At 61.9% G+C, this 24,270-nt stretch carries 23 protein-coding genes; 9 read left to right on the forward strand and 14 right to left on the reverse strand.

From position 1 onward, the window contains the following. Positions 1-69: 69 nt before the first annotated feature. The 8 genes from ACQRBV_RS11640 to ACQRBV_RS11675 all read right to left on the reverse strand — a co-directional run bounded on the left by ACQRBV_RS11640 (position 70) and on the right by ACQRBV_RS11675 (position 8,945). Positions 70-702, reverse strand: coding sequence for a glutathione S-transferase family protein (locus ACQRBV_RS11640; protein ID WP_411985356.1), 633 nt, complete (start codon positions 700-702; stop codon positions 70-72). Positions 703-738: 36 nt separating this feature from the next. After that, positions 739-915 (reverse strand): hypothetical protein, encoded by a 177-nt coding sequence (locus tag ACQRBV_RS11645; RefSeq protein ID WP_090368369.1) that lies wholly within the window; start codon positions 913-915, stop codon positions 739-741. Beyond that, complete coding sequence (locus ACQRBV_RS11650; protein ID WP_411985357.1) at positions 912-2,015, reverse strand: PepSY-associated TM helix domain-containing protein; 1,104 nt, start codon at positions 2,013-2,015, stop codon at positions 912-914. The genes ACQRBV_RS11645 and ACQRBV_RS11650 overlap by 4 nt, the downstream gene beginning before the upstream one ends. Positions 2,016-2,077: 62 nt before the next feature. Then, positions 2,078-4,507: a TonB-dependent siderophore receptor gene (locus ACQRBV_RS11655; protein WP_244384958.1), complete on the reverse strand. Its 2,430-nt coding sequence runs from the start codon at positions 4,505-4,507 to the stop codon at positions 2,078-2,080. Between the two features lie 233 nt (positions 4,508-4,740). Then, positions 4,741-5,733 carry a FecR domain-containing protein gene (locus ACQRBV_RS11660; protein ID WP_411985358.1) on the reverse strand — a complete coding sequence of 331 codons (993 nt, stop codon included), beginning with the start codon at positions 5,731-5,733 and terminating at the stop codon, positions 4,741-4,743. Then, positions 5,700-6,218, reverse strand: coding sequence for an RNA polymerase sigma factor (locus ACQRBV_RS11665; protein WP_060753345.1), 519 nt, complete (start codon positions 6,216-6,218; stop codon positions 5,700-5,702). The genes ACQRBV_RS11660 and ACQRBV_RS11665 overlap by 34 nt, the downstream gene beginning before the upstream one ends. A gap of 100 nt (positions 6,219-6,318) precedes the next feature. Further along, positions 6,319-7,026 (reverse strand): 3'-5' exonuclease, encoded by a 708-nt coding sequence (locus tag ACQRBV_RS11670; protein WP_411985359.1) that lies wholly within the window; start codon positions 7,024-7,026, stop codon positions 6,319-6,321. Further along, positions 7,023-8,945 (reverse strand): putative nucleotidyltransferase substrate binding domain-containing protein, encoded by a 1,923-nt coding sequence (locus ACQRBV_RS11675; protein WP_411985360.1) that lies wholly within the window; start codon positions 8,943-8,945, stop codon positions 7,023-7,025. Before ACQRBV_RS11675 ends, ACQRBV_RS11670 begins: the two co-directional genes overlap by 4 nt. Before the next feature lie 246 nt (positions 8,946-9,191). Here ACQRBV_RS11675 and ACQRBV_RS11680 point away from each other — a divergent pair, with 246 nt between their 5' ends. Together ACQRBV_RS11680 and ACQRBV_RS11685 are read left to right on the forward strand one after the other, a co-directional pair. Continuing rightward, complete coding sequence (locus ACQRBV_RS11680) at positions 9,192-9,638, forward strand: response regulator (protein ID WP_198762653.1); 447 nt, start codon at positions 9,192-9,194, stop codon at positions 9,636-9,638. A gap of 126 nt (positions 9,639-9,764) precedes the next feature. Then, positions 9,765-10,202 (forward strand): hypothetical protein, encoded by a 438-nt coding sequence (locus ACQRBV_RS11685; protein ID WP_411985361.1) that lies wholly within the window; start codon positions 9,765-9,767, stop codon positions 10,200-10,202. 53 nt (positions 10,203-10,255) lie between these two features. Here the strand turns inward: ACQRBV_RS11685 and ACQRBV_RS11690 are convergent, their stop codons facing one another. After that, entirely contained in the window at positions 10,256-12,433 is a 2,178-nt protein-coding gene (locus tag ACQRBV_RS11690; protein WP_411985362.1) for a malate synthase G, read from the reverse strand. Positions 12,434-12,700: 267 nt separating this feature from the next. Between ACQRBV_RS11690 and ACQRBV_RS11695 the strand changes: the two genes are divergently transcribed. Next, the gene (locus ACQRBV_RS11695; protein WP_060753339.1) at positions 12,701-13,213 is read left to right on the forward strand and encodes a glycine cleavage system protein R; all 513 of its coding nucleotides are present in this window, start codon (positions 12,701-12,703) and stop codon (positions 13,211-13,213) included. Positions 13,214-13,436: 223 nt separating this feature from the next. Here the strand turns inward: ACQRBV_RS11695 and rarD are convergent, their stop codons facing one another. The 5 genes from rarD to ACQRBV_RS11720 form a co-directional block, all read right to left on the reverse strand. After that, positions 13,437-14,321 carry an EamA family transporter RarD gene (gene rarD / locus ACQRBV_RS11700; protein WP_411985363.1) on the reverse strand — a complete coding sequence of 295 codons (885 nt, stop codon included), beginning with the start codon at positions 14,319-14,321 and terminating at the stop codon, positions 13,437-13,439. A gap of 113 nt (positions 14,322-14,434) precedes the next feature. After that, a complete protein-coding gene (locus tag ACQRBV_RS11705; RefSeq protein WP_198762649.1) occupies positions 14,435-15,409 on the reverse strand; it encodes a serine/threonine protein kinase in 975 nt (324 codons plus the stop codon). A 166-nt stretch (positions 15,410-15,575) separates the two neighbouring features. Next, positions 15,576-17,474: a PhoX family protein gene (locus tag ACQRBV_RS11710; protein WP_090368387.1), complete on the reverse strand. Its 1,899-nt coding sequence runs from the start codon at positions 17,472-17,474 to the stop codon at positions 15,576-15,578. 81 nt (positions 17,475-17,555) lie between these two features. After that, positions 17,556-18,320 carry a TOBE domain-containing protein gene (locus tag ACQRBV_RS11715; protein WP_205345399.1) on the reverse strand — a complete coding sequence of 255 codons (765 nt, stop codon included), beginning with the start codon at positions 18,318-18,320 and terminating at the stop codon, positions 17,556-17,558. Between the two features lie 57 nt (positions 18,321-18,377). Beyond that, complete coding sequence (locus tag ACQRBV_RS11720) at positions 18,378-19,115, reverse strand: ComF family protein (protein WP_411985364.1); 738 nt, start codon at positions 19,113-19,115, stop codon at positions 18,378-18,380. 92 nt (positions 19,116-19,207) lie between these two features. Between ACQRBV_RS11720 and bioB the strand changes: the two genes are divergently transcribed. From bioB to ACQRBV_RS11750, 6 genes are all read left to right on the forward strand, one after another. Beyond that, positions 19,208-20,263 carry a biotin synthase BioB gene (bioB, locus tag ACQRBV_RS11725; protein WP_060753333.1) on the forward strand — a complete coding sequence of 352 codons (1,056 nt, stop codon included), beginning with the start codon at positions 19,208-19,210 and terminating at the stop codon, positions 20,261-20,263. A gap of 151 nt (positions 20,264-20,414) precedes the next feature. After that, complete coding sequence (gene bioF, locus ACQRBV_RS11730; protein WP_060753332.1) at positions 20,415-21,596, forward strand: 8-amino-7-oxononanoate synthase; 1,182 nt, start codon at positions 20,415-20,417, stop codon at positions 21,594-21,596. Beyond that, positions 21,589-22,320: an alpha/beta fold hydrolase gene (locus tag ACQRBV_RS11735; RefSeq protein ID WP_411985365.1), complete on the forward strand. Its 732-nt coding sequence runs from the start codon at positions 21,589-21,591 to the stop codon at positions 22,318-22,320. Before bioF ends, ACQRBV_RS11735 begins: the two co-directional genes overlap by 8 nt. After that, a complete protein-coding gene (gene bioC / locus ACQRBV_RS11740) occupies positions 22,313-23,125 on the forward strand; it encodes a malonyl-ACP O-methyltransferase BioC (RefSeq protein WP_411985366.1) in 813 nt (270 codons plus the stop codon). Before ACQRBV_RS11735 ends, bioC begins: the two co-directional genes overlap by 8 nt. Next, positions 23,122-23,802 (forward strand): dethiobiotin synthase, encoded by a 681-nt coding sequence (gene bioD / locus ACQRBV_RS11745; protein ID WP_060753329.1) that lies wholly within the window; start codon positions 23,122-23,124, stop codon positions 23,800-23,802. Before bioC ends, bioD begins: the two co-directional genes overlap by 4 nt. Positions 23,803-23,908: 106 nt before the next feature. Continuing rightward, positions 23,909-24,190 carry a hypothetical protein gene (locus ACQRBV_RS11750; RefSeq protein WP_060753328.1) on the forward strand — a complete coding sequence of 94 codons (282 nt, stop codon included), beginning with the start codon at positions 23,909-23,911 and terminating at the stop codon, positions 24,188-24,190. Positions 24,191-24,270 lie beyond the last annotated feature (80 nt).

Here is a 24,270-nt window from a genome sequence, read left to right on the forward strand (position 1 = left end):
TAGTTCTCAGGCGCCTGGTTTTGGGGCGGCTGCGCCCCCCAGCGCGGGGCAAGCCCGCTCACTACAAGGTCAGCCGGCGGGGGGCTGGGTTTGCTGCATCGAAGGGCGCTGGCTGACCTCGGCGTACCATTGGGCAAGTTTCGGGTTGTCCAGGCGCCATTGCAGGTCTGGGTGGCGGAAGTCCAGATAACCCAAGGCGCAGGCCACGCTGATGGCAGCGATGTCGAAGTGGCCGGCGAGTTCGTCAGGCGCATTCGCCTCCCATTCGGCGAGGGTGCGGCGGATTTTGTTGCGTTGCTCATCGAGCCATTGATCCCAATGCTTCTCGACCGGCCGCATGGCGGTTTCGTAGCGCACCAGCACGGCGGCGTCCATGACGCCGTCGGCCATCGAGGCCAGGGTCAGGCGACGCCAGCGAGCGGCGCCCTCGCGGGGGATCAGCGGGGTGCCAGCGTGCTGATGGTCGAAGTAGTCGAGGATCACTCGGCTGTCGTGCAGCACCGAGCCGTCGGCCAGGCGCAGGGCCGGGATCTTGCCCACGGGGTTGTCTTGCACCAGTTGCGCATCGGGGTTGACCGGTGTCGGCAGGCAGCCTTGCAGGGTGACGCGGTCTTGTTGACCGGTCTCGCTCAGTAACACGCGGACTTTGCGAACAAACGGTGAGGCAGGGTTGTGGAACAAGATCAGGCTGGGCGCGGACATTGGGCATTCCTCGAAAAAGGGCAGCGCTAATCTAGCTCAGCGTTTGATCAAAGCCCAAGCACCGATTGCAGCAGGAACCCCCAGCCCTGCCCAGCTCAACGAATCCCACCACCCGTCCCCCAGCAATGCGGCAAACAACCCGGCGGCACTGAGCAGGCCAATCCCCAGTGGCATGGCAAATACCTTCCAGAAATTCGATTGACGCGGCTTCATGGCCGAGCCGCCTTGCGCCGCACGATCCACAGGTAAACCCCACTGCCCAGTACGATGATGGTCAGCACATCCAACACGGCCCAGAGGACTTTCATCGGCATGCCGCCGTAGTCGCCGAAGTGCAACGGTTGGGACATGCCCATGGCGTCCATGTACCACGGCCGTTCGGCGATGGCGGTGACGGCCAGGGTGCTGGCATCGATCAGTACCGGCGTGAGCAGGTGCGAGGTCAGGTGGGTGCTGCCTTTCATGAACACCGCGTAATGGTGCTCGCTGGAAAAACGCGTGCCGGGGAAGGCGATGAAGTCCGGCGTCATGCCGGGCGCGGCCTTGGCGGCAATGTTCAGCAGTTCAGTGGCGGGCGCGCGTTGGGCCAGCGGCGGGGCGTTTTGGTAGGGCTCGATCATGGCGCTGAGGCTGTCCTGGCGCCAGGCGGCGATGATCAGGTCGGCGCAGGCGCTGATCACCCCAGTCACGCCCACCACCAGCGCCCAGGTCAGGGTGACTACGCCGATCAGGTTGTGCAGGTCCAGCCAGCGCAGGCGCGTGGATTTGTCGTTGCGCACGGTGGCGAATTTCAAGCGGCGCATGAACGGCAGGTACAACACCGTGCCCGAGATAATCGCCAACACAAACAGCACGCCCATGAACGCCAACAGCAGCTTGCCCGGCAGGCCGGCGAACATGTCTACGTGCAGGCGCAGCAGGAACAGGGTGAACCCCCCATTGGCCGCCGGGGTTTCCACGGCTTCGCCGGTGCGGGCGTCGAGCATGAAGGTGTGGGACGCATTGGGCTCGGTGCCGGCCGTGGCGGCCATGATCGCAATCACGCCATTTTTGTCGTCTTCGTCCCAGGCCAGGTATTGCATGGCGTCGCCGGGGCGATGGGCTTGCGCTGCGCTGACCAGTTGCTCCAGGTTGAGCTGCGGCGTGTCGGCAGGCATTTGCGCCAATTGCGGCTCGTTGCCCAGCAGATGATCGATCTCATGGTGAAACACCAGCGGCAATCCGGTGAGGGCGAGCATCAGCAGGAATACCGTGCAGATCAGGCTGGTCCAGGTGTGGATGAAGGACCAGCGGCGGATGGTTGTGCTTTTCATGTTCTAGCCTTCAGACACGCCAAAGCCGCCCCGAAGGACGGCCTGGTGGTTAACTCAGCCGATTACCACTGGTAGGTGGCACTGGCGACGACGCTGCGTTGGTCGCCGAAGTAGCAGTAGGAAGCGTCACAGGTGGAGATGTAGTCCTTGTTGAACAGGTTGGTGGCGTTCAACTTCAGCGATGCGCCTTTGAGGCTGTTGTCCAGGCGGCCCAGGTCGTAATGCACGGCGCCGTCGAACACGGTGTAGGCGTTGGCCTTGCCCAGCCAGGTGTTGGCCTGGTCGCCGTAGGTGTTGCCGGTATAGCGGGCACCGAAGCCGATGCCGAAACCGTCGAGTACGCCGGTGTGCCAGGTGTAGTCGGTCCACAGGGAGGCTTGCTGGTTTGGCATCAGTTGCAGGCGGTTGCCTTTGAAGTTGCCCTTCTGTACTTCGGATTTGGCCAGGGTGTACGCGGCAATCACTTTGAGGTTTTCGGTGACGTCAGACACGGCTTCCAGCTCCAGGCCTTTGACTTTCACCTCGCCGGTCTGGTCCGTGACCGACTGGCCACCGGCCCCGGTACTGGCAACCAGCACGTTTTTCTGGGTCAGATCGTAGACCGCGGCGCTCAATAAGGTGTTGGAGCCCGGAGGCTGATACTTGATCCCCAGCTCCCATTGCTTGCCCTCTGTGGGTTTGTACGACTGCAGTGGGTCGACGCTGGCGTTGCTCGCCGGCTGGAAGGATTCGGCGTATGACAGGTAAGGCACAAAGCCTGAGTCGAACACATAGCTCAGCGCCGCGTTACCGCTGAAGTTCTTGCTGCGGTCGGTGTTGGTCGCATCGTTCTTGTTGAAGTAGGTGGTGCCTTGGTGCACCCAATCTTCACGCCCGCCGAGGGTCAGGCGCCAGTTGTCCAACGCCATCTGGTCCTGCACGTAGAGGCCGGTCTGGATGGTTTTCTGGTTGTAGTCGTAGTACGCCGTGGAGCGCGCCGGGCGTTCCACGGGGCGGGTATTGACCGGGTTGAAGATGTTGACGGTCCCGGCGGAACCATAAATCGACAGATAAGACGTATCGGTACGCTGATGGTCCAGGCCGAGCAGCAAGGTGTGGGTGACGTCGCCTGTGGCGAAGTCGGCCTGGAAGTTGTTGTCGAGCGCGAATTGGCCGATGTTCTCGTCAACGTTGGTTGAGGTACGGCCGATATTGCCGGCGGCATCAACCGGGAAATAGCTATAGGCGCCCACGGTCAACTGCTGGAACGCCAATTCCGACTTGGTGTAACGCAGGTTCTGCTTGAACTGCCAGGTATCGTTGAAGCGATGTTCGAACGCATAGCCCAGTGCGTAATAAGTGCGGTCGTAGAATTCGTAGTCCGGGTCGCCCAGGTTCTTGTGATGTGACACGTCCCCCAGCGGCGATTTGATCTTGGTGCCTACGATCGGCAGGAACTGGCTGGTGGCGCCGGTATCGTCGCGGGTGAACTGCGACAGGAAAGTCAGCTTGGTGTCGGTGTCGATGTTCCAGGTCAGGCTCGGCGCAATGTTGTAGCGCTGGTTGTCGATGTGGTCGACCTGGGTGCCGGCATCGCGCACCACGCCGCTGAGGCCGTAGAGAAACCGGCCCTCATCATCGAGCTTGCCGGTGCTGGCGAAGTTGAGTTGGCGGTAGTTGTCGCTGCCGTATTGCACTTGGATGGCGTTGCTCGACTCCGCACTCGGGCGACGGCTGACCATGTCCAGCAGGCCGCCCGGCGGGGTCTGGCCATACACCGAGGACGCCGGGCCACGCAGCAGCGCGAGGCGGTCGAGGTTCCAGGTTTCGGCCTTGGGGTTGGCGTAGACGCCACGCGGCAATGGCAGGCCGTCGAGGAATTGGGTGGGTTCGAAACCGCGTACACGCATCCAGTCATAACGGGTATCGCTGCCGTAGCTGGCGGACACGATGCCGGGCATGTACTTGACGGCGTCATCCAGGTTCTGGACGTTACGATCCTGCATCTGCTCGCGGGTGGCCACGGAGATCGAGCGCGGGGCTTCGACCAGTGCGGTGTCGGTCTTGGTGCCGGCGGCGGTACGTGTCGCCAGGTAGCCTGTCACGGGGCCCCAAGCGCTTTCAGTGTTGCCTTGGGCGATGATGCTGGTCTGCGGCAACGCCACGACGCCTTCGGCAATGGCCACTAGGGTAAAGGTGCCTGCGCTGCTCTGCTCCAGCTGCAAGCCGGTGCCACGCAACGCCTCCCGCAACGCGCCCTGGGCATCGAACTGGCCTTTGACCGGCGCCGAGGTCTTGCCTGACGCCAGCGTCGGATCGAGGGTCAGTGCCAGGCCCGCCTGGCTGGCGATCTGGTTCAGGGTCGTGGCCAACGGCGCGGCCGGCAGGTTGTAGGCGCGAACGCTGGACGCTTGCTCGGCGGCGATCAGCGGGGTGCTGGCCAGCGGGGCGCTGAGCGCAATGGCAATGGCTAACAGGCTGGGGCGCAACAAGGTGTCTAGCGTGCGGGACATAGGTGGCTCCTGAATGGAAATATTTCTCAATTGCCTAGGTGCCGGACGAGAATCGAAAAGTGATAGGGCAGGATGAAAATATTTTTGCGCCGAGGTTTTCGAGGTGTTCTTCAGGGCCTTATCGGGAGCAAGCCCCCTCCCACACTGGCTGCGTTTGCAAATCAAGGTGTGTGAATGCAGTCAGTGTGGGAGGGGGCTTGCTCCCGATAGCAGTCGCCCGGCCACAGCAGAACCTACGGCTTGCTTTTCACCGTCACCCACCACGGCGTGTGCTGCTCGATCTGCACCGGCAGCGTCGGCAACAGCGCATTGAGTGCCAGGGTGGTGTCGTGCAGCGGGAAACTGCCGGTGATGCGCAGGTCGGCCACGTCTTTATCCACACCCAGGTGCCCGGTGCGGTAACGGCTCAGTTCCTCGATCACATCGCCCAGGCGGGCGTTGTCCACCACCAGCATGCCGCGGGTCCAGGCGTCGGTGGCGGGGGCGACGGCCAGCAGCGGGCCGAGGCCATCACTGCGCATGAGCACCTGCTGGCCCTCTTTGAAGATCTGTTCCTGGTGCAGCGCTTCGGGCTGGGCCGCCACGGCAGACTGCAGCACGCTCAGGCGCGTAGCGCCGTCTTCGCGCTTGACGATAAACCGCGTGCCCAGTGCGCGCAGGCTGCCGTCGCGGGTTTGCACGTAGAACGGGCGGCCATCGTTGTGCCCGGTCTCGATCAGAATCTCACCTGCCTGCAGCACGATCAGCCGGCGTTTTTCATCGAAACGCACGTCGATGGCGCTGTGGGTGTTGAGGTTGATCAGCGTGCCGTCGGACAATTTCAGCGTGCGCTGCTCGCCGGTGGCGGTGCGTTGGTCGGCCAGCCAATAGTGGATGGGCACGTAACGCTCACCGGCCAACAGCGCCAGGCCGCACACCAGTGCGATGCTGGCGAGGCCCGTGCCCAACTTGCGCACGCGCTGGCGAATCCCTTCGCGTGACTGCAACAGCGCCGCCCGCGCCGGGCCAGAGGCTACGCTGAAGCGCTGGTCGAGCATGCCCAACTGGCGCCAGGCCCGCGCATGTTCTTCATCGCTGGCCAGCCACTTGGCGAACTCTTCCTGCTCCACCGCACTGCCGTCGCCGGAGTCGAGGGACAGTTGCCAGGCGATCGCCGCATCCAGCACGCGGGCGGAAACCGGTCTGGAAGCGGTCACAGCGGTTCGCCATACAGGGCGATGTAGCATTGGCGAATGCCCTGGGCCAGGTATTGGCGCACACGGGGCACCGACACACCGAGGCGCCGGGCGATTTCGGCGTGGCCCAGGCCATCGAGGCGGTTATAGAGGAAGGCGGCGCGGGCCTTGCTCGACAGCTTGCCGAGCAGGCGGTCGATGGCCTTGAGGTCTTCGAGGATCATTTGCTGGGCTTGCGGCGACGGGTGTTCGCTTTCCGGAAGCAGCATCAGTTCGGTGAGGTAGGCCTGTTCCAACGCGGCGCGCCGGAAGTAGTCGAACAGCAAACCTTTGGCGATGGCCACCAGAAACGCCCGCGGCTCGCGAGGTTCGCGCAGCTCGTCACGGCCCAGCAGGCGCATGAAGGTGTCCTGGCTGAGGTCCTCGGCGCGGCTCGGGCAGGCCACGTTGCGGCGCAGCCATGCCAACAGCCAGCCGCGATGGTCGCGATACAACGCGCCAACCAGCTCACTGTGTGGGTTTGGGACCGACGACAAGGCATCACCGAATAAACAAGAGGTTTAAACTAACGAGAATTATTCGCGATTGTGTCAGAGGCGTCGGATGGGCGCAATTGGCGTCTGTCGGGCGGTGCTATTAAAACGATGGCGCTTGTTTACGCCGTTTCCATTGGCTCAAGCGTTCTTGCAATTGCTGGGGGGAGTCGAGGTGTTGCTGGCGTGCGCGGCTGAACAGGATGAGCATCAGTTCCGCCGTGGCCAAGGCATCGGCGCTGGCGTGATGGCGCTCGCCCACTTGCAGGTGAAAGTGGTTGATCCAGTCGTCGAGCCCGGCTTCGCGAATATTCGCCTCGGGGCACAGCAGCGGGGCGATGTCGGCGACGTCGAGAAACGGATGAGCCAGGCGATACCCCAGGCTGTCCTTGAGTGCCCGGCACAACATGTGTTGATCGAAGGGGGCGTGGAACGCCAGCAGGGGGCTGTCGCCGACGAAATCCATAAAATCCAGCAGGGCGTCGACCGGGTCGCTGCCTGCGGCGATCGCACTGGGCCCCAGGCCATGGATCAGCACGCTGGGGCTGAGTTTGGTTGCGCTGCGTTGCAGGGTACGCTCGAACAGTTGTGAGAAGTCTATCGCACCGTCTTCGATCACCACGGCGCCGATGGACAGGACTTGGTCACGGTTGAGGTTCAGGCCGCTGGTTTCCAGGTCCACCACCACCCAACGCTGGCTGCGCAAGGGGCCGTCGCCCAGCTCCACGGCTTTGGGCAGTTGGTCCAGGCGCTGTTGTTGTGCCGCGTCGAGCCCGGGCTTTTTCGGGCGTAGCCAACCGAGCCAGCTCACAGCTGATACCGCAAGGTCAGGCTGCTTTGCAGGCGTTGCGCCTGACGCAGGGACTCACGCAGGATGCGCCGGTCCAGGTGGTTGAGGCTGTCGGGGTCGACGCGGTTGGAATAGGGCTGGTTCTCGCGGGTTTGCAGTTGGTGCTGCTGCATGCGGGTTTGCTGGATAAAGTGATAGGCCTCTTCATAGGCGGCACCGTCCAGCGCGTCGATGACTTCCTTGAGCACCAACTGGCGCAGGCGCTCCAGGGTGTTGTTGGCGTGGATGCCATTGGCCAGGGCCAGCAGGCGCGCACCATCGACAAAGGGGGTCAGGCCTTGCACCTTGAGATCGAGCGTGGCCTTTTCGCCGCCTTTGCGCGTCAGCACAAAGTCTCGGAAACGCCCGACTGGCGGGCGCTGGCGCAGAGCGTTCTCAGCCAGCATGCGTTGGAACAGCCGGTTATCCGCAACCTGATCCAGGACCCCCTGGCGCAATTGTTCGCAACCGCGCTCATCGCCCCAGACTACCCGCAGATCGAAATAGATGCTCGACCCCAGCAGATTCTCCGGCGTCGCCTCGCGTATGAACGCTGCAAAGCGTCGCGCCCATTCGGCCCGTGACAGGCACAGCTCGGGGTTGCCGGCCATGATATTGCCCTTGCACAGGCTGAAGCCGCACAACGCCAGGCTCTGGTTGATCTGCTGCGCCAGGGGCAGTAACCGCGCCCGGATCGACGCGGCTTCGGCGGCGTCCTTGGCTTCGAACAAAATACCGTTGTCCTGGTCGGTGAACAGGGTTTGTTCACGGCGACCTTCGCTGCCGAAACACAACCAGCTGAACGGCACGCCGGGGTCGCCTTTTTCGGCAAGCGTCAGCTCGATCACCCGGCACACGGTGTGATCGTTAAGCAGGGTAATGATGTGGGTGATCTGCGTAGACGAGGCGCCGTGGGCCAGCATGCGTTCGACCAACTGGCCGATTTCGCCGCGAATCGCCACCAGGTTTTCCACGCGGGGCGCATTGCGGATGGTGCGGGCCAGGTGCACCAGGTCGACCCGTTGCAAGGAAAACAGGTCGCGCTCGGACACCACGCCACACAGGCGCTGGTCTTTGACCAGGCACACATGGGCAATATGCCGCTCGGTCATGGCGATGGCGGCGTCAAAGGCGCTGTGGTCCGGGGTCAAAAAGAACGGCGCCTGGGTCATATGCCCTTCGATGGCCTGGTTGAAGTCGCTGGTGCCGTCGGCCACCACCTGGCGCAGGTCGCGCAGGGTAAAAATCCCCAGGGGCGCTTTATGCTCATCCACGATCACAATGCTGCCCACCTGCTGCTCGTGCATCAGCGTCACCGCCTCGCGTAGCGGCGTGCCGGGTTGACAGGTGACCGGGTGGCGCATGGCCAACTCGCCAAGACGGGTGTTCAGCGAATATTGAGTGCCGAGGGTCTCCACGGCTTTTTGCTGGACTTGTTGGTTGACCTGGTCCAGCAGGCTACTGACCCCACGCAGGGAAAAGTCGCGGAACGGGCTGGAAAGCGCGAACAGCTTGATAAAGGCCGGCTTGTTCAATTGCAGGCAGAAGGTGTCTTCGGCGGCCTTGTGTTCGGTGCGGGTGGCCCGTTCGCCGAGCAAGGCGGCGAGGGGGAAGCATTCGCCCGTGGTGATTTCGAAGGTGGTTTCGGTGCTGTCCGGTCGCTCGCCGACGACGCGGCCTTGCTTGACGATATAGAAGTGCTCGACCGGGCCGCCCGACGGTTTGAGGATGCTGTCGCCGGGGGCATAGAAGCGCATTTGGCATTGTTCAACCAGAAACGCCAAATGGGCATTTTCCATCTGGTTGAACGGGGGGAAGCGTTGCAGGAATTGCAGGGTGCCGTGGATGTTCTGCAACACGGCGGTTTTTCCCGCCTGCGTGAAAGCATCAGCTTTACTCATAACAGTGACCGCAGTTTTTTGTCGTTATCGTCCTTCATGGTCAACTCCCGTGCCATGGGTGCCCATTGGACGTAAGTCTAGGTAGCGGTTAAACGATGCATGACTAGGGAAAAACCTTACAAGGCTATGGTGCAAAACCCGTAGAACACCCACTAGGCAAACTTTCCGACGAAGTGCACATTGTTCACCCCCCGGCAGATGTCTGACGAGTGTGCTGGGAGAGTGATGAGAACTGCTGAGAAATGTATGACCGACCACGATATTCTGAGCGATGCCGAGCGCGAAGCGCTGAGCGCCGTGATGCTCGAACCTGATTTACCGCCGCAACGTGTGCTGATTGTTGACGACGACAAGGACGCGCGTGAGCTGCTGGCGCAAATCCTGGGGCTGGACGGTATTCGCTGCATGACCGCCGAGAATGGTGAGGCGGCGTGGGATCTGCTGAGCTCCAACACTTCTATCGGCTTGCTGATCACTGACTTGCGCATGGCACCGAGCAATGGCCTGGAGCTGATCCGCCAGGTGCGCGAGTCCTCCCGGGCGGCATTGCCCATCATCATCATGTCAGGGGACGCGGAAGCTCCCGATGTGATCGACGCCATGCATTTGAGCGTGGTGGACTTCCTGCTCAAGCCGATCGATAGCGTGAAGTTGGCGAAGATGGTGAAGCGGGAGTTGGGGATGGTGCAGTAGAGGCCGTTGGTCTGAATAGCTTTGCCACTGTCAATTTTGACAGTAGATGGGTGTGCTCAAGACGTGTGTACTGGTTTGGTAGGGGTTGATCACAATGCCCCGTTATCTGGTAAACAGGAGCTACCCATGACTTTTCCGAAAGTTGGTTTCGACAAAGCAGAATGGCAAACCACTAAAACTAAGCTCGTTGAAAGTGATGCCCATGTGTTGGTTCTTAAAGACCATAAGGCGGATTTCTTTAGAGCAAAAATTGTCAGTGGCTCGAAGAGTAATACTTCAATCTACAGGGGATTTTTGCCCAGTCGGGAGCGTCTTGATTGGTCCTATGGAAAAGAGTTGCTTGATGGGCTGCATCAATTTGATGTAGCGGCTTTACCACAATTTGAGTATGTAGACTCAGGCGGATCTAGTTATTTTTCCTCTGGTTCGGGTACCTTGGTCGTCAATGTTGAAAACCAGGCAGATGGCAGCTTCCTTCACCAAGGAATGCTGATGAATGCGGCGTGTAGCGGAAGTAACGGCAATGCGGTCGTTAACTGTACTTACTTGCTCCATGACTTCTGAACTTTCCACAGGTGATAAAAAACCCTGGTATTTCGACCAGGGTTTTTTTGCGTTTAAAGACCGTTTTTAGCCTTGAACTCCCGACGCCTGCGGTGCAACACCGGCTCGGTATAGCCATTCGGTTGTTTGGTCCCTTCAATCACCAACTCCACCGCCGCCTGGAACGCGATGTTGCTGTCGAAGTCCGGCGCCAGTGGGCGGTAGAGCGCATCCCCGGCGTTCTGGCGGTCGACCACCGGCGCCATGCGCTTGAGGCTTTCCAGCACCTGGGCTTCATTGACGATGCCGTGGCGCAACCAGTTGGCGATGTGCTGGCTGGAGATACGCAGGGTGGCGCGGTCTTCCATCAGGCCCACATCGTTGATGTCCGGCACTTTCGAACAACCGACGCCCTGGTCGATCCAGCGGACCACATAACCCAGGATGCCCTGGGCGTTGTTGTCCAGCTCGTTGCGGATTTCTTCGTCGGACCAATCGGTGTTGGTCGCCAGAGGAATGGTCAGGATATCGTCCACCGAAGCGCGCTCGCGCTTGGCCAGTTCGGCCTGGCGTGCGAACACATCAACCTTGTGATAGTGCAGCGCGTGCAGCGCCGCCGCCGTGGGCGACGGCACCCAGGCGGTGTTGGCGCCGGCCAGTGGGTGGGCGATTTTCTGTTCGAGCATCGCCGCCATCAGGTCGGGCATCGCCCACATGCCTTTACCGATCTGCGCACGCCCTTGAAGGCCGGTGCTCAGGCCGATATCGACGTTCCAGTTCTCATAGGCGCCGATCCATTTTTCCGCCTTCATGGCCGCCTTGCGCACCATCGCGCCGGCTTCCATGGAGGTGTGGATCTCGTCGCCGGTGCGGTCGAGGAAGCCGGTGTTGATGAATACCACGCGCTCGCTGGCCGCCTTGATGCAGGCCTTGAGGTTGACCGTGGTGCGACGTTCCTCGTCCATGATCCCGACCTTGAGGGTGTTGCGCGGCAGGTTCAGCACGTCTTCGATGCGGCCGAACAGCTCGTTGGTGAATGCGGCTTCTTCCGGGCCGTGCATCTTCGGCTTCACGATATAGACCGAACCGGTGCGGCTGTTCTTGCGGGTGCTGTTGCCGTTGAGGCTGTGGATCGCCGCCAGGCTGGTGATCAGCCCGTCGAGGATGCCTTCGGGCACTTCATTGCCGGCTTTGTCGAGAATCGCGTCGATGGTCATCAGATGGCCGACGTTGCGCACGAACAGCAGCGAGCGGCCATGCAGGGTCACGTCCTGGCCATTCACGCCGGTATAAACGCGGTCAGGGTTCATCGTACGGGTGAAGGTCTTGCCGCCCTTGGCCACTTCTTCGGCCAGGTCGCCTTTCATCAGGCCGAGCCAATTGCGGTAGATCACCACTTTGTCATCGGCATCGACGGCGGCGACGGAGTCTTCGCAGTCCATGATGGTGGTCAGCGCCGCTTCCATCAGCACGTCTTTGACGCCGGCGGCATCGGTCTGGCCGACCGGCGTGTTGGCGTCGATCTGGATCTCGAAGTGCAGGCCGTGGTGTTTGAGCAGCACGGCAATCGGCTGGGCGCTGTCACCCTGGAAGCCGATGAGTTGCGAGTCGTCGCGCAGACCGCTGTTGCTACCGCCCTTGAGGCTGACGATCAGCTTGCCATCGACGATTTTGTAGCCGGTGGAGTCGACGTGGCTGCCCGCCGAGAGTGGCGCGGCTTCGTCGAGGAAGGCGCGGGCAAAGGCAATCACCTTGTCGCCCCGCACTTTGTTGTAGCCCTGGCCCTTCTCGGCGCCATTGGCTTCGCTGATGGCGTCGGTGCCGTACAGCGCGTCATACAGCGAGCCCCAACGTGCATTGGAGGCGTTGAGGGCGAAGCGGGCGTTCATCACCGGCACTACCAACTGCGGGCCGGCCATGCGGGCGATTTCGTCATCGACGTTTTGGGTCGTGGCCTGGAAGTCTGCGGCTTCTGGCAGCAGGTATCCGATGTCTTGCAGGAAGGCTTTGTAAGCCACCGGGTCGTGGGCCTGGCCGGCGTGAGTCTGGTGCCAGGTGTCGATCCGCGCTTGGAAATCATCGCGTTTGGCGAGTAGGGCTTTGTTCTTCGGTGCCAGGTCGTGGATAACCTTGTCGGCACCGGCCCAGAACTGGTCGGCAGTGATGCCGGTACCGGGAATGGCTTCGTTGTTCACGAAGTCGAACAGGACTTTGGCGACCTGCAGGCCACCGACTTGAACGTGTTCAGTCATTGCTTGCCTCACTCTGCGGAGCTTATGCGCTTTTTCAGATTTTCATTATGTAGTGCACGGGTTTGCATACTACATGATGACTTGCGGTTGTGAAAATTAGACTAAATACGTCGTTTAGCGACCCACTTTGGTCGTACGGTCACAGCGGAGAACGTGATGTTCTCAAAAAACGATTGGATTGTTCCAGATAAATATAAAAATGGTACACGATTTGTTTTCGAGGGCGCCTGCGTCCACCTTGTAGATTGAATTCCTGAGGGCTTCGCCATGGACCATCTTGTACTCACAATTATCGCCGCCGACAAACCCGGCGTCGTGGAACGCATCGCGCATACCATCGCCACCCACGGCGGTAGCTGGCAGGAAAGCCGAATGGCGCATATGGCCGGGCAATTCGCCGGTATCCTGCGGGTCAGTGTGCCTGCTGAAAACCGTCAGCACCTGATCAATGCGCTGGAGGACTTATCCACACACGGCATTCGCGTGCTGGTGGGTGAGGGCAGTAGCGGGCAGGCAGCGACGTCCAAGTCGATCGTGATGACCCTGGTGGGCAATGACCGCTCGGGCATCGTGCGCGAGATCACGGCGTTGTTGAGCCGGCAGGGCGTGAATCTGGAGAGCCTGAGCACGGACGTACGCCCGGCCCCCATGAGCGGCGACCCGTTGTTCACGGCCGAGGCGCTGTTGCAGGTGCCGTCGACGTTATCCCTGGATACCTTGCAGGCGTCGCTGGAAACCTTGGCGGATGACTTGATGGTGGAATTGCACAACGAGGAATGATCAACCCACAGGGTTATGCATGGAAAACTTGCATGGGCTTGTGGATAACCTGTAGAGACTCGACGCCAGGCCGCGCCGGCGTTGGCTCTCCGCCATCTGCGCAAAAAACGAGCAGTTTCAAGGGCTTGTGCACAAATGGCGGGGATCAGGTTGTGGATAACCTTGGGGTTGATGGCTGCAAGCCACATGCTGCGTGGCTTGCAGAGGTTTGTACGTTATTTGATCAGCGCTTGCGCACGCTCATCCAGGCATCCAGGCTGTACACCACCAGCCCCGCCCAGATAAAGGCGAAGGCAAGCAGGGTGCTCGACGCCAGGTGTTCGCCAAACAGCAGCACGGCTTCCAGCAGCACGAGAGTCGGTGCCACGTACTGTAAAAAGCCCAGTGCGGTGTAGGGCAAATGCCGAGCGGCAGCGTTGAAACATACCAGCGGGATCAGCGTCACCGGGCCGGCCGCCACCAGCCACCAGGCTTCGGAGGTGCCCCAGAACTCCAGTTGTGCGCTGTGGGCCGAGGGGTTGAACAGCAGCCATGCGATGGCGATCGGCACCAGCATCCAAGTCTCTACGACCAGCCCAGGCAGCGCTTTGACGGGCGCCTGTTTGCGGATCAGCCCGTAGAAGCCGAAGGTCAGCGCCAGCGCCAAGGACACCCACGGCAAACTGCCCACCTGCCACACCTGTTGCGCCACACCCACCGCCGCCAGCCCGACGGCGACCCACTGCAGGCGGCGCAAGCGCTCGCCCAGGATCAACATGCCCAGCAGTACATTGACCAGCGGGTTGATGTAGTAGCCCAGGCTCGCTTCCAGCATGCGCCCGCTGTTCACCGACCATACGTAAGTCAGCCAGTTGGCCGCAATCAATGAGCCGCTGAGTGCCAGGATAGCCAGGCGCTTGGGGTTGTCGCGCAGCTCACGCAGCCACCCCGGGTGTTTCCACACCATCAACAGCAAGCCACCGAACAGCGCCGACCACAACACACGGTGCACGATGATTTCGGCGGCGGGGACGCTGGCGATGGCTTTGAAGTAGAGCGGGAACAGACCCCAGATGACATAGGCGCTCAGGCCCAGGATGTACCCCTTGCGGGGCTTGGCGGCTTGCATTGCAGAATCCTTGCTTAGGCAGCTAACAAAGGCGTGATTGTAAGGACATTTGTCTGCCAATGGGATTGGCTTTGCTTATGTGGGAGGGGCAAGCCCCCTCCCACATAAGGCGGTCAGAACAGCTTCAGGGGTTCTTCGTTGAGGGCGGCCAGTTGCTCGCGCAACGCCAGCACCTGATCGCCCCAATACCGTTCACTGCCAAACCAGGGGAAGCTGTGGGGGAACGCCGGGTCGTCCCAGCGCCGTGCGAGCCAGGCGCTGTAATGCATCAGGCGCAGGGCACGCAGGGGTTCGATCAGGGCCAGTTCCCGTGGGTCGAAGTCGTGGAACTCCTGGTAGCCGTCCATCAGTTCCGACAGTTGGCCAAGGCATTCTTGCCTGTCACCGGCAAGCATCATCCACAGGTCCTGCACCGCCGGGCCCATGCGGCAGTCGTCGAGGTCGACGATATGGAACATCTCATCGCGGCACATCATGTTGCCGGGGTGGCAATCCCCGTGCATGCGGATGTTCGTGTGCGGGGTGGCTTTGTATACCTCTTCCACGCGCTTGAGCAGGTCGCGGGCGACGGACTCATAGGCCGGCAGCAGGCTTTTGGGAATGAAATTGCCTTCGAGCAGCGTGGTGAGGGAGTCGTGGCCGAAGTTCTTCACGCCCAGGGCTTCGCGGTGTTCGAACGGGCGGGTGGAGCCTACGGCATGCAAACGGCCGAGCAGTTGCCCGAGGCGATAGAGTTGGTCGAGATTGCCCGGCTCCGGCGCGCGGCCACCCCGCCGGGGAAACAGGGTGAAACGGAAGCCTGCATGTTCGAACAGGCTTTCACCGTTGTGGATCAATGGGGCGACCACCGGCACCTCGCACTCGGCCAGTTCGAAGGTGAAGCGATGCTCTTCGAGGATGGCCTCGTTGGTCCAGCGCTGGGGGCGATAAAACTTGGCGATCAGCGGCTCAGAGCCTTCGATGCCCACCTGATACACGCGGTTTTCGTAGCTGTTGAGCGCCAGCACACGGGCGTCGCTGAGGAAACCGATGCTCTCGACCGCGTCGAGGACCAGGTCAGGGGTGAGTGTTTCAAACGGGTGGGCCATGCGAACTCCTGCGCGCAGCAGGGCGCCGCGTCCGGCCGGGTATGGTAACGCACCAGGCTTGAGATAGCGCGCCTGTGCCATCGCTATCGGGAGCAAGCCCCCGCCCACAACTGCTGGCGTACACGCGGTCAACTGTGGGAGGGGGCTTGCCCCCGATGAGGCCCTATCAGGCGCCGATAATGCCGCCATCATCCCGCCGAATCGCCATCACCGAAGACCTCGGCTTGCCGTTGGGCAGATGCTCCGGCCAGGTCGAACCGCCGGTTTCGCCGGGATGCTGGATCCCCACAAACAGCGTCTTCTGGTCCGGCGAAAAGCTGATCCCGGTGACTTCACACGCCACCGGCCCGACCATGAACCGGCGGATTTCTCCGGTGGCCGGGTCGGCACACAGCATCTGGTTATTGCCCATGCCCGCGAAGTCACCGGCATTGCTGTAGTCGCCGTCGGTCAGGATCCACAAGCGCCCGGCCTGGTCGAACCCCAGGCCGTCGGGGCTGTTGAACATGTTTTGCGGGTTGATGTTGGAGGAACCGCCCTTGGGCGTACCGGCGTGTACGCCTGGGTTACCGGCAACCACAAACAGGTCCCAGGTGAATTCGTGGGCGCCGTGGTTATCCTGATCAGCTTTCCAGCGCAGGATCTGACCGTAGACGTTTTTCTCCCGTGGGTTGGGCCCGCCCACTGGTTGGCCGTCTTCCCCGCGTTTGGCATTGTTGGTGAGTGTGCAATAGACCTGGCCATCAGTGGGGCTGACCACGATCCACTCCGGGCGGTCCATGCGGGTGGCTTTCACCACGCTGGCGGCCAGGCGCGCATGGATCAGCACCTCGGCCTGGCTGGCGAAACCGCTGCCGGCATCAATACCGTTTTTGCCATGGGTCAGCTCCACCCATTGGCCCTTGCCCTTGGGGTGGTCGGCGTTGCCATCGCCCGCGTCGAAGATCGCCACATATAAGGTGCCGTGGTCGAGCAGGTTTTTGTTGGCCTTGGGGTTGTTGTGGTTGATCGGGTCACGGCTGACGAACTTGTAGATGAATTCACCGCGCTCATCGTCGCCCATGTACACCACGGCGCGGCCGTCGCGGGTTTCAGCCAGCGCCGCGTTCTCGTGTTTGAAACGGCCCAGGGCGGTGCGCTTGACTGGGGTGGATTGCGGGTCGAACGGGTCGATTTCCACCACCCAGCCGTGACGGTTGAGTTCGTTGGGGTTCTTGGCCATGTCGAAGCGCGGGTCATGCTGATGCCAGTTGATGTCTTTGCTGGCCGCTGCCACGCCATAGCGTTTTTGCCCGGCGTCGAAGCTTTGTTGTGGGTTGCTGCTGCCGAAGCAGTCGGTGAAGTTCTCTTCGCACGTCAGATAAGTGCCCCACGGTGTCTTGCCGTTGGCGCAGTTCTGAAAGGTACCGAGGACTTTTTTACCCGACTTGTCGGCACTGGTTTGCAACCAGGCATGACCCGCGGCCGGGCCGCTCAGGCGGATTGGCGAGTTGCCGTGGATGCGGCGGTTATAGCGCGAGTCCTGGACGAACTGCCAGGTGTCACCTTTGCGCCGCACTTCGATGACCGAAACGCCTTCGCTGGCCTGGGCCTTGCGCACCTCTTCAGCCGATTGCGGCGCGCCGCCATGGGCGTAGAGGTAGCGATAGTTGGTGTATTCGTTGTTGATCGCCATGAGCGCACGGTTGTTGTCGCCGGGGAAGGCGAATAGGCTCATGCCATCGTTGTTGTCACCGAACTGTTGCTCCTGGGCTTTGGCGGTCCCGTTGCCGGACGGGTCGAAAGCCGGCGCGCCCTTGTGCAACGGCTGGCCCCAACTGATCAGCACCGACGCGCTGTAGCCCGGCGGCAAGGTGATGGTGTCGCTGCTGGCGGCGGCGATGCCGGTAAACCCCAGCAACGGGCTGGCGGTGGTCGCGTTAATGGCCAGGGCACTGCGGCTGAGCAGGTTGCCGCCCAGGAACATCGCGGCACCGCAGAGGGCACCGGCACCGATGAAGCGGCGGCGGGTGAGGCCGACCATCTGTTCCAGGTCGGTGGCTTGGTTTTCTTGTAACAGGCTCATTTCAGGCTCCCTCTGCGGTTTTTGCAGACACCTTAAGGAGCCCTCGTGACGAATTTGTTGCAGTTTGAAGGCGCGGCCGCGTTATACCGGCGTGCCCAGCAATACATTGTTCGGGGCGAACTGCACCTGGATAGGCTGGTTCTCGGAAGCGCCCAGCGCTTCGAGCGCGGCAGGCTGCGCCAGAGCGCATAACACCAGGCCGTTGGGCAAGGTGATGCGCACTTCGCTGGGGCCGTCATCGGCGGCGAGAATCGTGTCGATAATGCCGCTCATGCAATTGTGTCCAGGTGTTGCAGCTTGCCCGATAGCGAGCACTTCCAACCAGCCGGCCTTGATCAACGCGACCACTTCCACACCCACCGCCAGTTCCAGCCGCCGGGTACTGTCGTGAGTGATTTGCGCGTCGATATTCAAGCCAGCGGCCAGTTGCAGGCGAATGGTGTCGTTGCGGCCATGCTGTTCAATGGCGATTACCTGGCCATGCAATTGGTTACGTGCGCTGGTGCGCAGCATCAAGCGTCCCAGCAGATTGAAGTCACTGGCATCCTCGTCGGAGCCGAGCACTTGGGCCTGCAGCGCCTGCAAGCGCTGGTAGAGGCGTAATACGCGCTCACCTTCGGCGGTCAACTTGGCTCCGCCGCCGCCTTTACCACCGACGCTGCGTTCCACCAGCGGCTTTTGCGCCAGGTTGTTCAGCTCATCGATGGCGTCCCAGGCGCCCTTGTAACTCAGGCCGGCGCTCTTGGCGGCGCGGGTGATTGAGCCTTGCTCGGCGATATGCGCCAGCAAGGCAATGCGCTGTGGACGGCGGACAATGTGTTGGCTGAGCAGGGTGGGTAGCGACATGGGAACACACTTCGATGGAATGAGTGGACGTTGCCGCCCCGGTGCCAGGGAGTCAAGTTACGCGCCCGGTTTGGGTGTGCGGGCCAGGCAGTACACGTCGACCTGGCGCGCACCGGCGTCCCTCAACAATTGTGCGAGGCTGTGCGCGGTAGCGCCGGTCGTCAGTACGTCGTCCACCAGGGCGAAATGCCGGCCTTGCACCTGGGCGTCGGCGGCCAAGGCGAAGGCGCGAAACAGGTTGCGCTTGCGCGCCTTGGCGTCGAGCCCCTGTTGCGCCACGGTTTCATGGGGGCGCAACAACAGGTGTTCGTCGCAGCTGAGGTTGAGGGCGTTACCGAGCCAGCGGGCCAGCATCAACGCCTGATTGAAACCGCGCTCGCGCAAGCGATGACGTGCCATCGGCACGGGCAGCAGGCAGTCGGGCCGGATGATTTCAGCGTTGTCGAGACGATGTTGCACGTGGTGCCCCAGCAAGCGCGCAAGCACATGGCCCAGTGGCCATCGCGACTGGTGCTTGAAGCGGCTGATCAAGGTGTCTACCGGGAAGCCGTAGGTCCAGGGCGCAATCACCTGTTTAAAGGCGGGCGGATGTGTCTGGCATTGGCCGCAGGTCAGCCCCTCCATCGACAGCGGCAGGGCGCACACGTTGCACTGTTCCATCAGCCACGGCAGCTCGGTTTCGCAGGCGTTGCACACACAATCGGCTGATTCGGTCGCCTCATCGCAGATTAAACAGGTGTGTATGTTTTTTGACCAGATGTAAACTTGGTGTTTGTGGTCTGGTTGACAGTGCATGATTCTTCCTTAAATATGCCGAGCATCCGTGTCGCGCCTGTGGGTATTGCCCTTCCCGCAGCGCTTGCCAAAGCATAATCAAGGAATCGCCCATGAGCGCCAGCACCTCTGCCACCCTGCGTCACGACTGGTCTTTAGCCGAAGTTAAAGCACTGTTCGTGCAACCATTCAATGACCTGTTGTTCCAGGCGCAGACCGTGCACCGCGCGCATTTCGATGCCAACCGCGTGCAGGTGTCGACCCTGCTGTCGATCAAGACCGGCGCCTGCCCGGAAGATTGCAAATATTGTCCGCAGTCGGGCCACTACAACACCGGCCTGGAAAAAGAAAAACTGATGGAGGTGCAGAAGGTCCTTGAAGAGGCCGCCCGCGCCAAGGCCATCGGCTCCACGCGCTTCTGCATGGGCGCCGCGTGGAAGCACCCGTCGGCCAAAGACATGCCCTACGTGCTGCAGATGGTCAAAGGCGTGAAGGCCATGGGCCTGGAAACCTGCATGACCCTCGGTCGTCTCGACCAGGACCAGACCCAAGCCCTGGCCCAGGCCGGCCTTGACTACTACAACCACAACCTCGATACCTCGCCGGAATTCTACGGCTCGATCATCACCACCCGCACCTACAGCGAGCGCCTGCAAACCCTGGCCTATGTACGTGATTCGGGGATGAAGATCTGCTCGGGCGGCATCCTCGGCATGGGCGAGTCCCTCGATGACCGTGCCAACCTGTTGATCCAACTGGCCAACCTGCCGGAGCACCCGGAGTCGGTGCCGATCAACATGCTGGTGAAGGTGGCCGGTACGCCGTTGGAAAACGCTGACGACGTTGACCCGTTCGACTTCATCCGCATGCTCGCCGTGGCACGCATCCTCATGCCGCAGTCCCATGTGCGGCTGTCGGCCGGGCGTGAGGCGATGAACGAGCAGATGCAGGCCCTGGCGTTTTTCGCCGGCGCCAACTCGATCTTCTACGGCGACAAACTGCTGACTACCGCCAACCCGCAGGCCGACAAGGACATGCAACTGTTCTCGCGCCTGGGCATCCTGCCGGAAGCCCGCGAAGAGCACGCCGATGAAGTGCATCAGGCGGCGATCGAGCAGGCGCTGGTCGAGCAAAAGAGCAGCGAACAGTTCTATAACGCTGCCGTCTGATTGAAATGCAATCCAAATGTGGGAGGGGGCTTGCTCCCGATAGCGGCCTGTCAGTAGCAGATGTGCTGGCAGACCCACCGATATCGGGAGCAAGCCCCCTCCCACATTTGATCGCGCTCAGTCTCCAGTCTTTGAGTCTACCGAGGCCTGCATGTCTTTCGATCTCGCCGCGCGCCTCGCTGCCCGCCGTGCCGAACACCTCTATCGCCAACGCCCGCTGCTGGACAGTCCCCAAGGCCCGCAAGTGGTGGTCGACGGCCAGCCGCTCCTGGCGTTCTGCAATAACGATTACCTGGGCCTGGCCAACCACCCTCAAGTGATCGAAGCCTGGCGCGCCGGAGCGTCCCGCTGGGGCGTGGGCGGCGGCGCTTCGCACTTGGTGGTTGGCCACGCCACACCTCACCATGCATTGGAAGAAGCCCTGGCCGACCTCACCGGTCGCCCGCGGGCCTTGCTGTTTACCACCGGCTACATGGCCAACCTCGGCGCGGTCACGGCGCTGGTGGGGCAAGGCGATACGGTGCTGGAAGACCGCCTCAACCACGCCTCGCTGCTGGATGCCGGCTTGCTCTCGGGCGCACGTTTCAACCGTTACCTGCATAACGATGCCGACAGCCTCGCCAAGCGCTTGGAGAAGGCGACCGGCAATACCCTGGTGGTCACCGACGGGGTGTTCAGCATGGACGGCGATCTGGCGGACCTGCCCGCATTGGCCCGTGCAACCCAGGCCAAGGGCGCCTGGCTGATGGTGGATGACGCCCATGGCTTTGGCCCGTTGGGTGCCCACGGCGGTGGGATCGTCGAGCATTTTGGCTTGAGCCAGGCAGACGTGCCGGTGTTGGTGGGCACCCTGGGCAAGGCGTTCGGCACCGCCGGGGCTTTTGTGGCCGGTAGTGACGACCTGATCGAAAGCCTGATCCAATTCGCCCGCCCGTACATCTACACCACCAGCCAACCGCCGGCCCTGGCTTGCGCCACCTTGAAAAGCCTCGAGCTGCTGCGCACCGAACATTGGCGGCGTGAGCACCTCAACGGCTTGATCCGCCAGTTCCGTCAGGGCGCCGAGCAGATCGGCCTGGCGTTGATGGACAGCTTCACGCCGATCCAACCGATCCTGATCGGCGACAGCGCCAAGGCCATGCGCCTGTCGCAGATGTTGCGCGAGCGCGGCTTGATGGTCACCGCGATCCGCCCACCCACCGTGCCGGTCGGCAGTGCGCGTTTACGCGTCACGTTGACGGCGGCTCACAGCGAGGCCCAGGTGCAGCTATTGTTAACGGCATTGGAAGAGTGTTTCCGCTTGTTAGGCGCCACGGAGCCCGACCATGCGTGATCGACTGATATTGCTGCCCGGTTGGGGCCTCGGCGTGTCACCGCTGGAGCCTCTGGCCGCCGCTTTGCAGGGCCTCGACGAACACCTGCAGGTGCAGATCGAACCGTTGCCGGTACTGGACTCCTGCGAGCTGGATGACTGGCTCGACGAACTCGACGCCACGCTGGCGGACAACGCCTGGCTGGGCGGTTGGTCCCTGGGCGGCATGCTGGCGTCCGAGTTGGCGGCGCGGCGCGGTGAGCGCTGCTGTGGTTTGCTGACGTTGGCGAGCAACCCGTGTTTTGTCGCCCATGCCGGCTGGCCGAGCGCGATGCCCGGCGAAACCTTCGATGCGTTCCTCGCCGGTTGCCATGCCGATTCCCAAGTCACCCTCAAACGCTTCGGCCTGCTGTGCGCCAAGGGCGCCGAAAACCCGCGCGGGTTGTCGCGTTTGTTGGTCAGCGGCGCGCCGCATACACCTTCCAGCGTGTTGATGCCCGGTCTTGAACTGCTCGCCCGGCTTGATACCCGCGCCGCTTTGCAGGCTTTTCGCGGTCCGCAGTTACACCTGTTTGCCGGCCTGGACGGGCTGGTACCGGCCGAAGCTGCCGGCGATCTATTGGCCTTGCTGCCCGATGTTGAAATCGGCCTGATTGAACAGGCCGGCCACGCTTTTCTTCTGGAAGACCCTCACGGTGTTGCGGGGGCCATCCAGGCTTTTTTGCATGAGTGCGTTGATGACTGATTTATCCCTGCCCCCTCTGCCGGGTGGCTTGCCGGACAAGCGCCAGGTGGCCGCGTCGTTTTCCCGCGCAGCCGCCAGTTACGACAGCGTGGCCGAGTTGCAGCGTGCGGTGGGCACCGCGTTGTTGGCTCGCCTTCCGCTGGCCCTAACGCCACAGCGCTGGCTGGACATGGGTTGTGGCACGGGTTTTTTCAGCCGTGTGTTGGCTGAGCGGTTGCCCGACAGCCAGGGCGTGGCGCTTGATATCGCCGAAGGTATGCTCAATCACGCCAGGCCCTTGGGCGGCGCGGGGTATTTCATTGCCGGGGATGCCGAGCGCTTGCCGCTTAAAGCTCAGAGCCTGGGGCTGATCTATTCCAGCCTGGCGGTGCAGTGGTGTGCGAATTTCGACGCGGTGCTCAGCGAGGCCCATCGCGTGCTGCAACCCGGCGGCGTGCTGGCGTTCGCGAGTCTGTGTGTGGGCACTTTGCATGAGTTGCGCGAAAGCTGGCGAGCGGCGGATGGCCTGGTGCACGTCAACCGTTTCCGTTCCTTCGAGACGTATCAACAGCTCTGCGCCGCCAGCGGCCTGCGCGTCGTCAGCCTGGAGCGCCAACCCCATGTGCTGCACTACCCGGACGTACGCAGCCTGACCCACGAACTCAAAGCGTTGGGCGCGCACAACCTCAACCCGGGCCGCCCGGGAGGGTTGACGGGCCGCGCGCGGATTGCTGCACTGGTGAACGCTTACGAGCAGTTCCGTCAGGCCCAGGGCCTGCCTGCCACGTATCAAGTGGTGTACGCCGTACTGGAGAAACCTCTATGAGCGCCGCTTACTTCATCGCCGGTACCGACACGGATGTGGGCAAGACCACCATAGCCGCGGGCCTTTTGCATGCCGCCCGCCTCGCGGGCAAAAGCACCGCTGCGGCAAAGCCGGTCGCCTCGGGTTGCCAGATCACGCCCAAAGGGCTGCGCAATAGCGACGCCCTGGCGCTGTTGGCTGAATGCTCGTTGCCGCTGACCTATGCCGAGGTCAACCCGGTGGCATTCGAACCGGCCATCGCGCCCCATCTGGCGGCGCGGGAGGCCGGTGTTGCGCTGACGGTGCAGTCGCTGTTGCAACCGATGCAGCACATACTGGCGCAGCAGGCGGATTTCACCTTGATCGAGGGCGCGGGTGGCTGGCGGGTGCCCTTGGCCGATCAGGCCAACCTGTCGGACTTGGCCATGGCCCTGAAGTTGCCGGTGATCCTGGTGGTGGGTGTGCGTCTGGGCTGCATCAGCCACGCCTTGCTCACCGCCGAGGCGATTGCCCGCGATGGGTTGCCGCTGGCGGGGTGGGTAGCGAATATCATCGATCCGAAGACCTCTCGTCTGGAAGAGAACCTTGCCACCCTGGCTGAACGCTTGCCGGCGCCATGCCTGGGGCGGGTGCCGAGACTCAAGCAGGCCGGGGCTGAGGCGGTCGCCGCGCACCTGGAACTGGATCTGCTTGACTGATTTTGGCTATGAGCAGGGCAATAGGCCATTAGTGTTTTTGACGGGCCTTTTGCCGGAATGTCTGCTTCAATTTACCTTCACGATTCTCTAAAGGCAGGCTTACGCCATGGAAATCTCCGGAAGCAGCGCGTTTTATTCGGGACTGAGCACCATCCAGACCGGGCAGAACCGTGTCGACCAGGCCGCCGGCAACATTGCCAGCGCCGCGACGACCCAGCCCTCGGACGCCCAACGCGACCGTTTGCAAGCCAACGGTCGTGCCCAGCCCACCAACTCGGCGAGCGATATGGTCGAGATGGCCCAAGGCAAGTTTCAAGTGGAACTGGGCGTGAAAGTCGCCAAGGCTTCGGACGAAATGCTTGGCACCTTGATCGACACCTACGCTTAATCCTTGCGCCTATCTGCTTTACCTGTGGGAGCGGGCTTGCTCGCGAAAGCGGTGGATCAGTCTTTGATGGATTGACTGAC

This window comes from Pseudomonas sp. R11F (assembly GCF_050312575.1).
In the GTDB taxonomy this organism is placed as follows: domain Bacteria; phylum Pseudomonadota; class Gammaproteobacteria; order Pseudomonadales; family Pseudomonadaceae; genus Aquipseudomonas; species Aquipseudomonas palleroniana.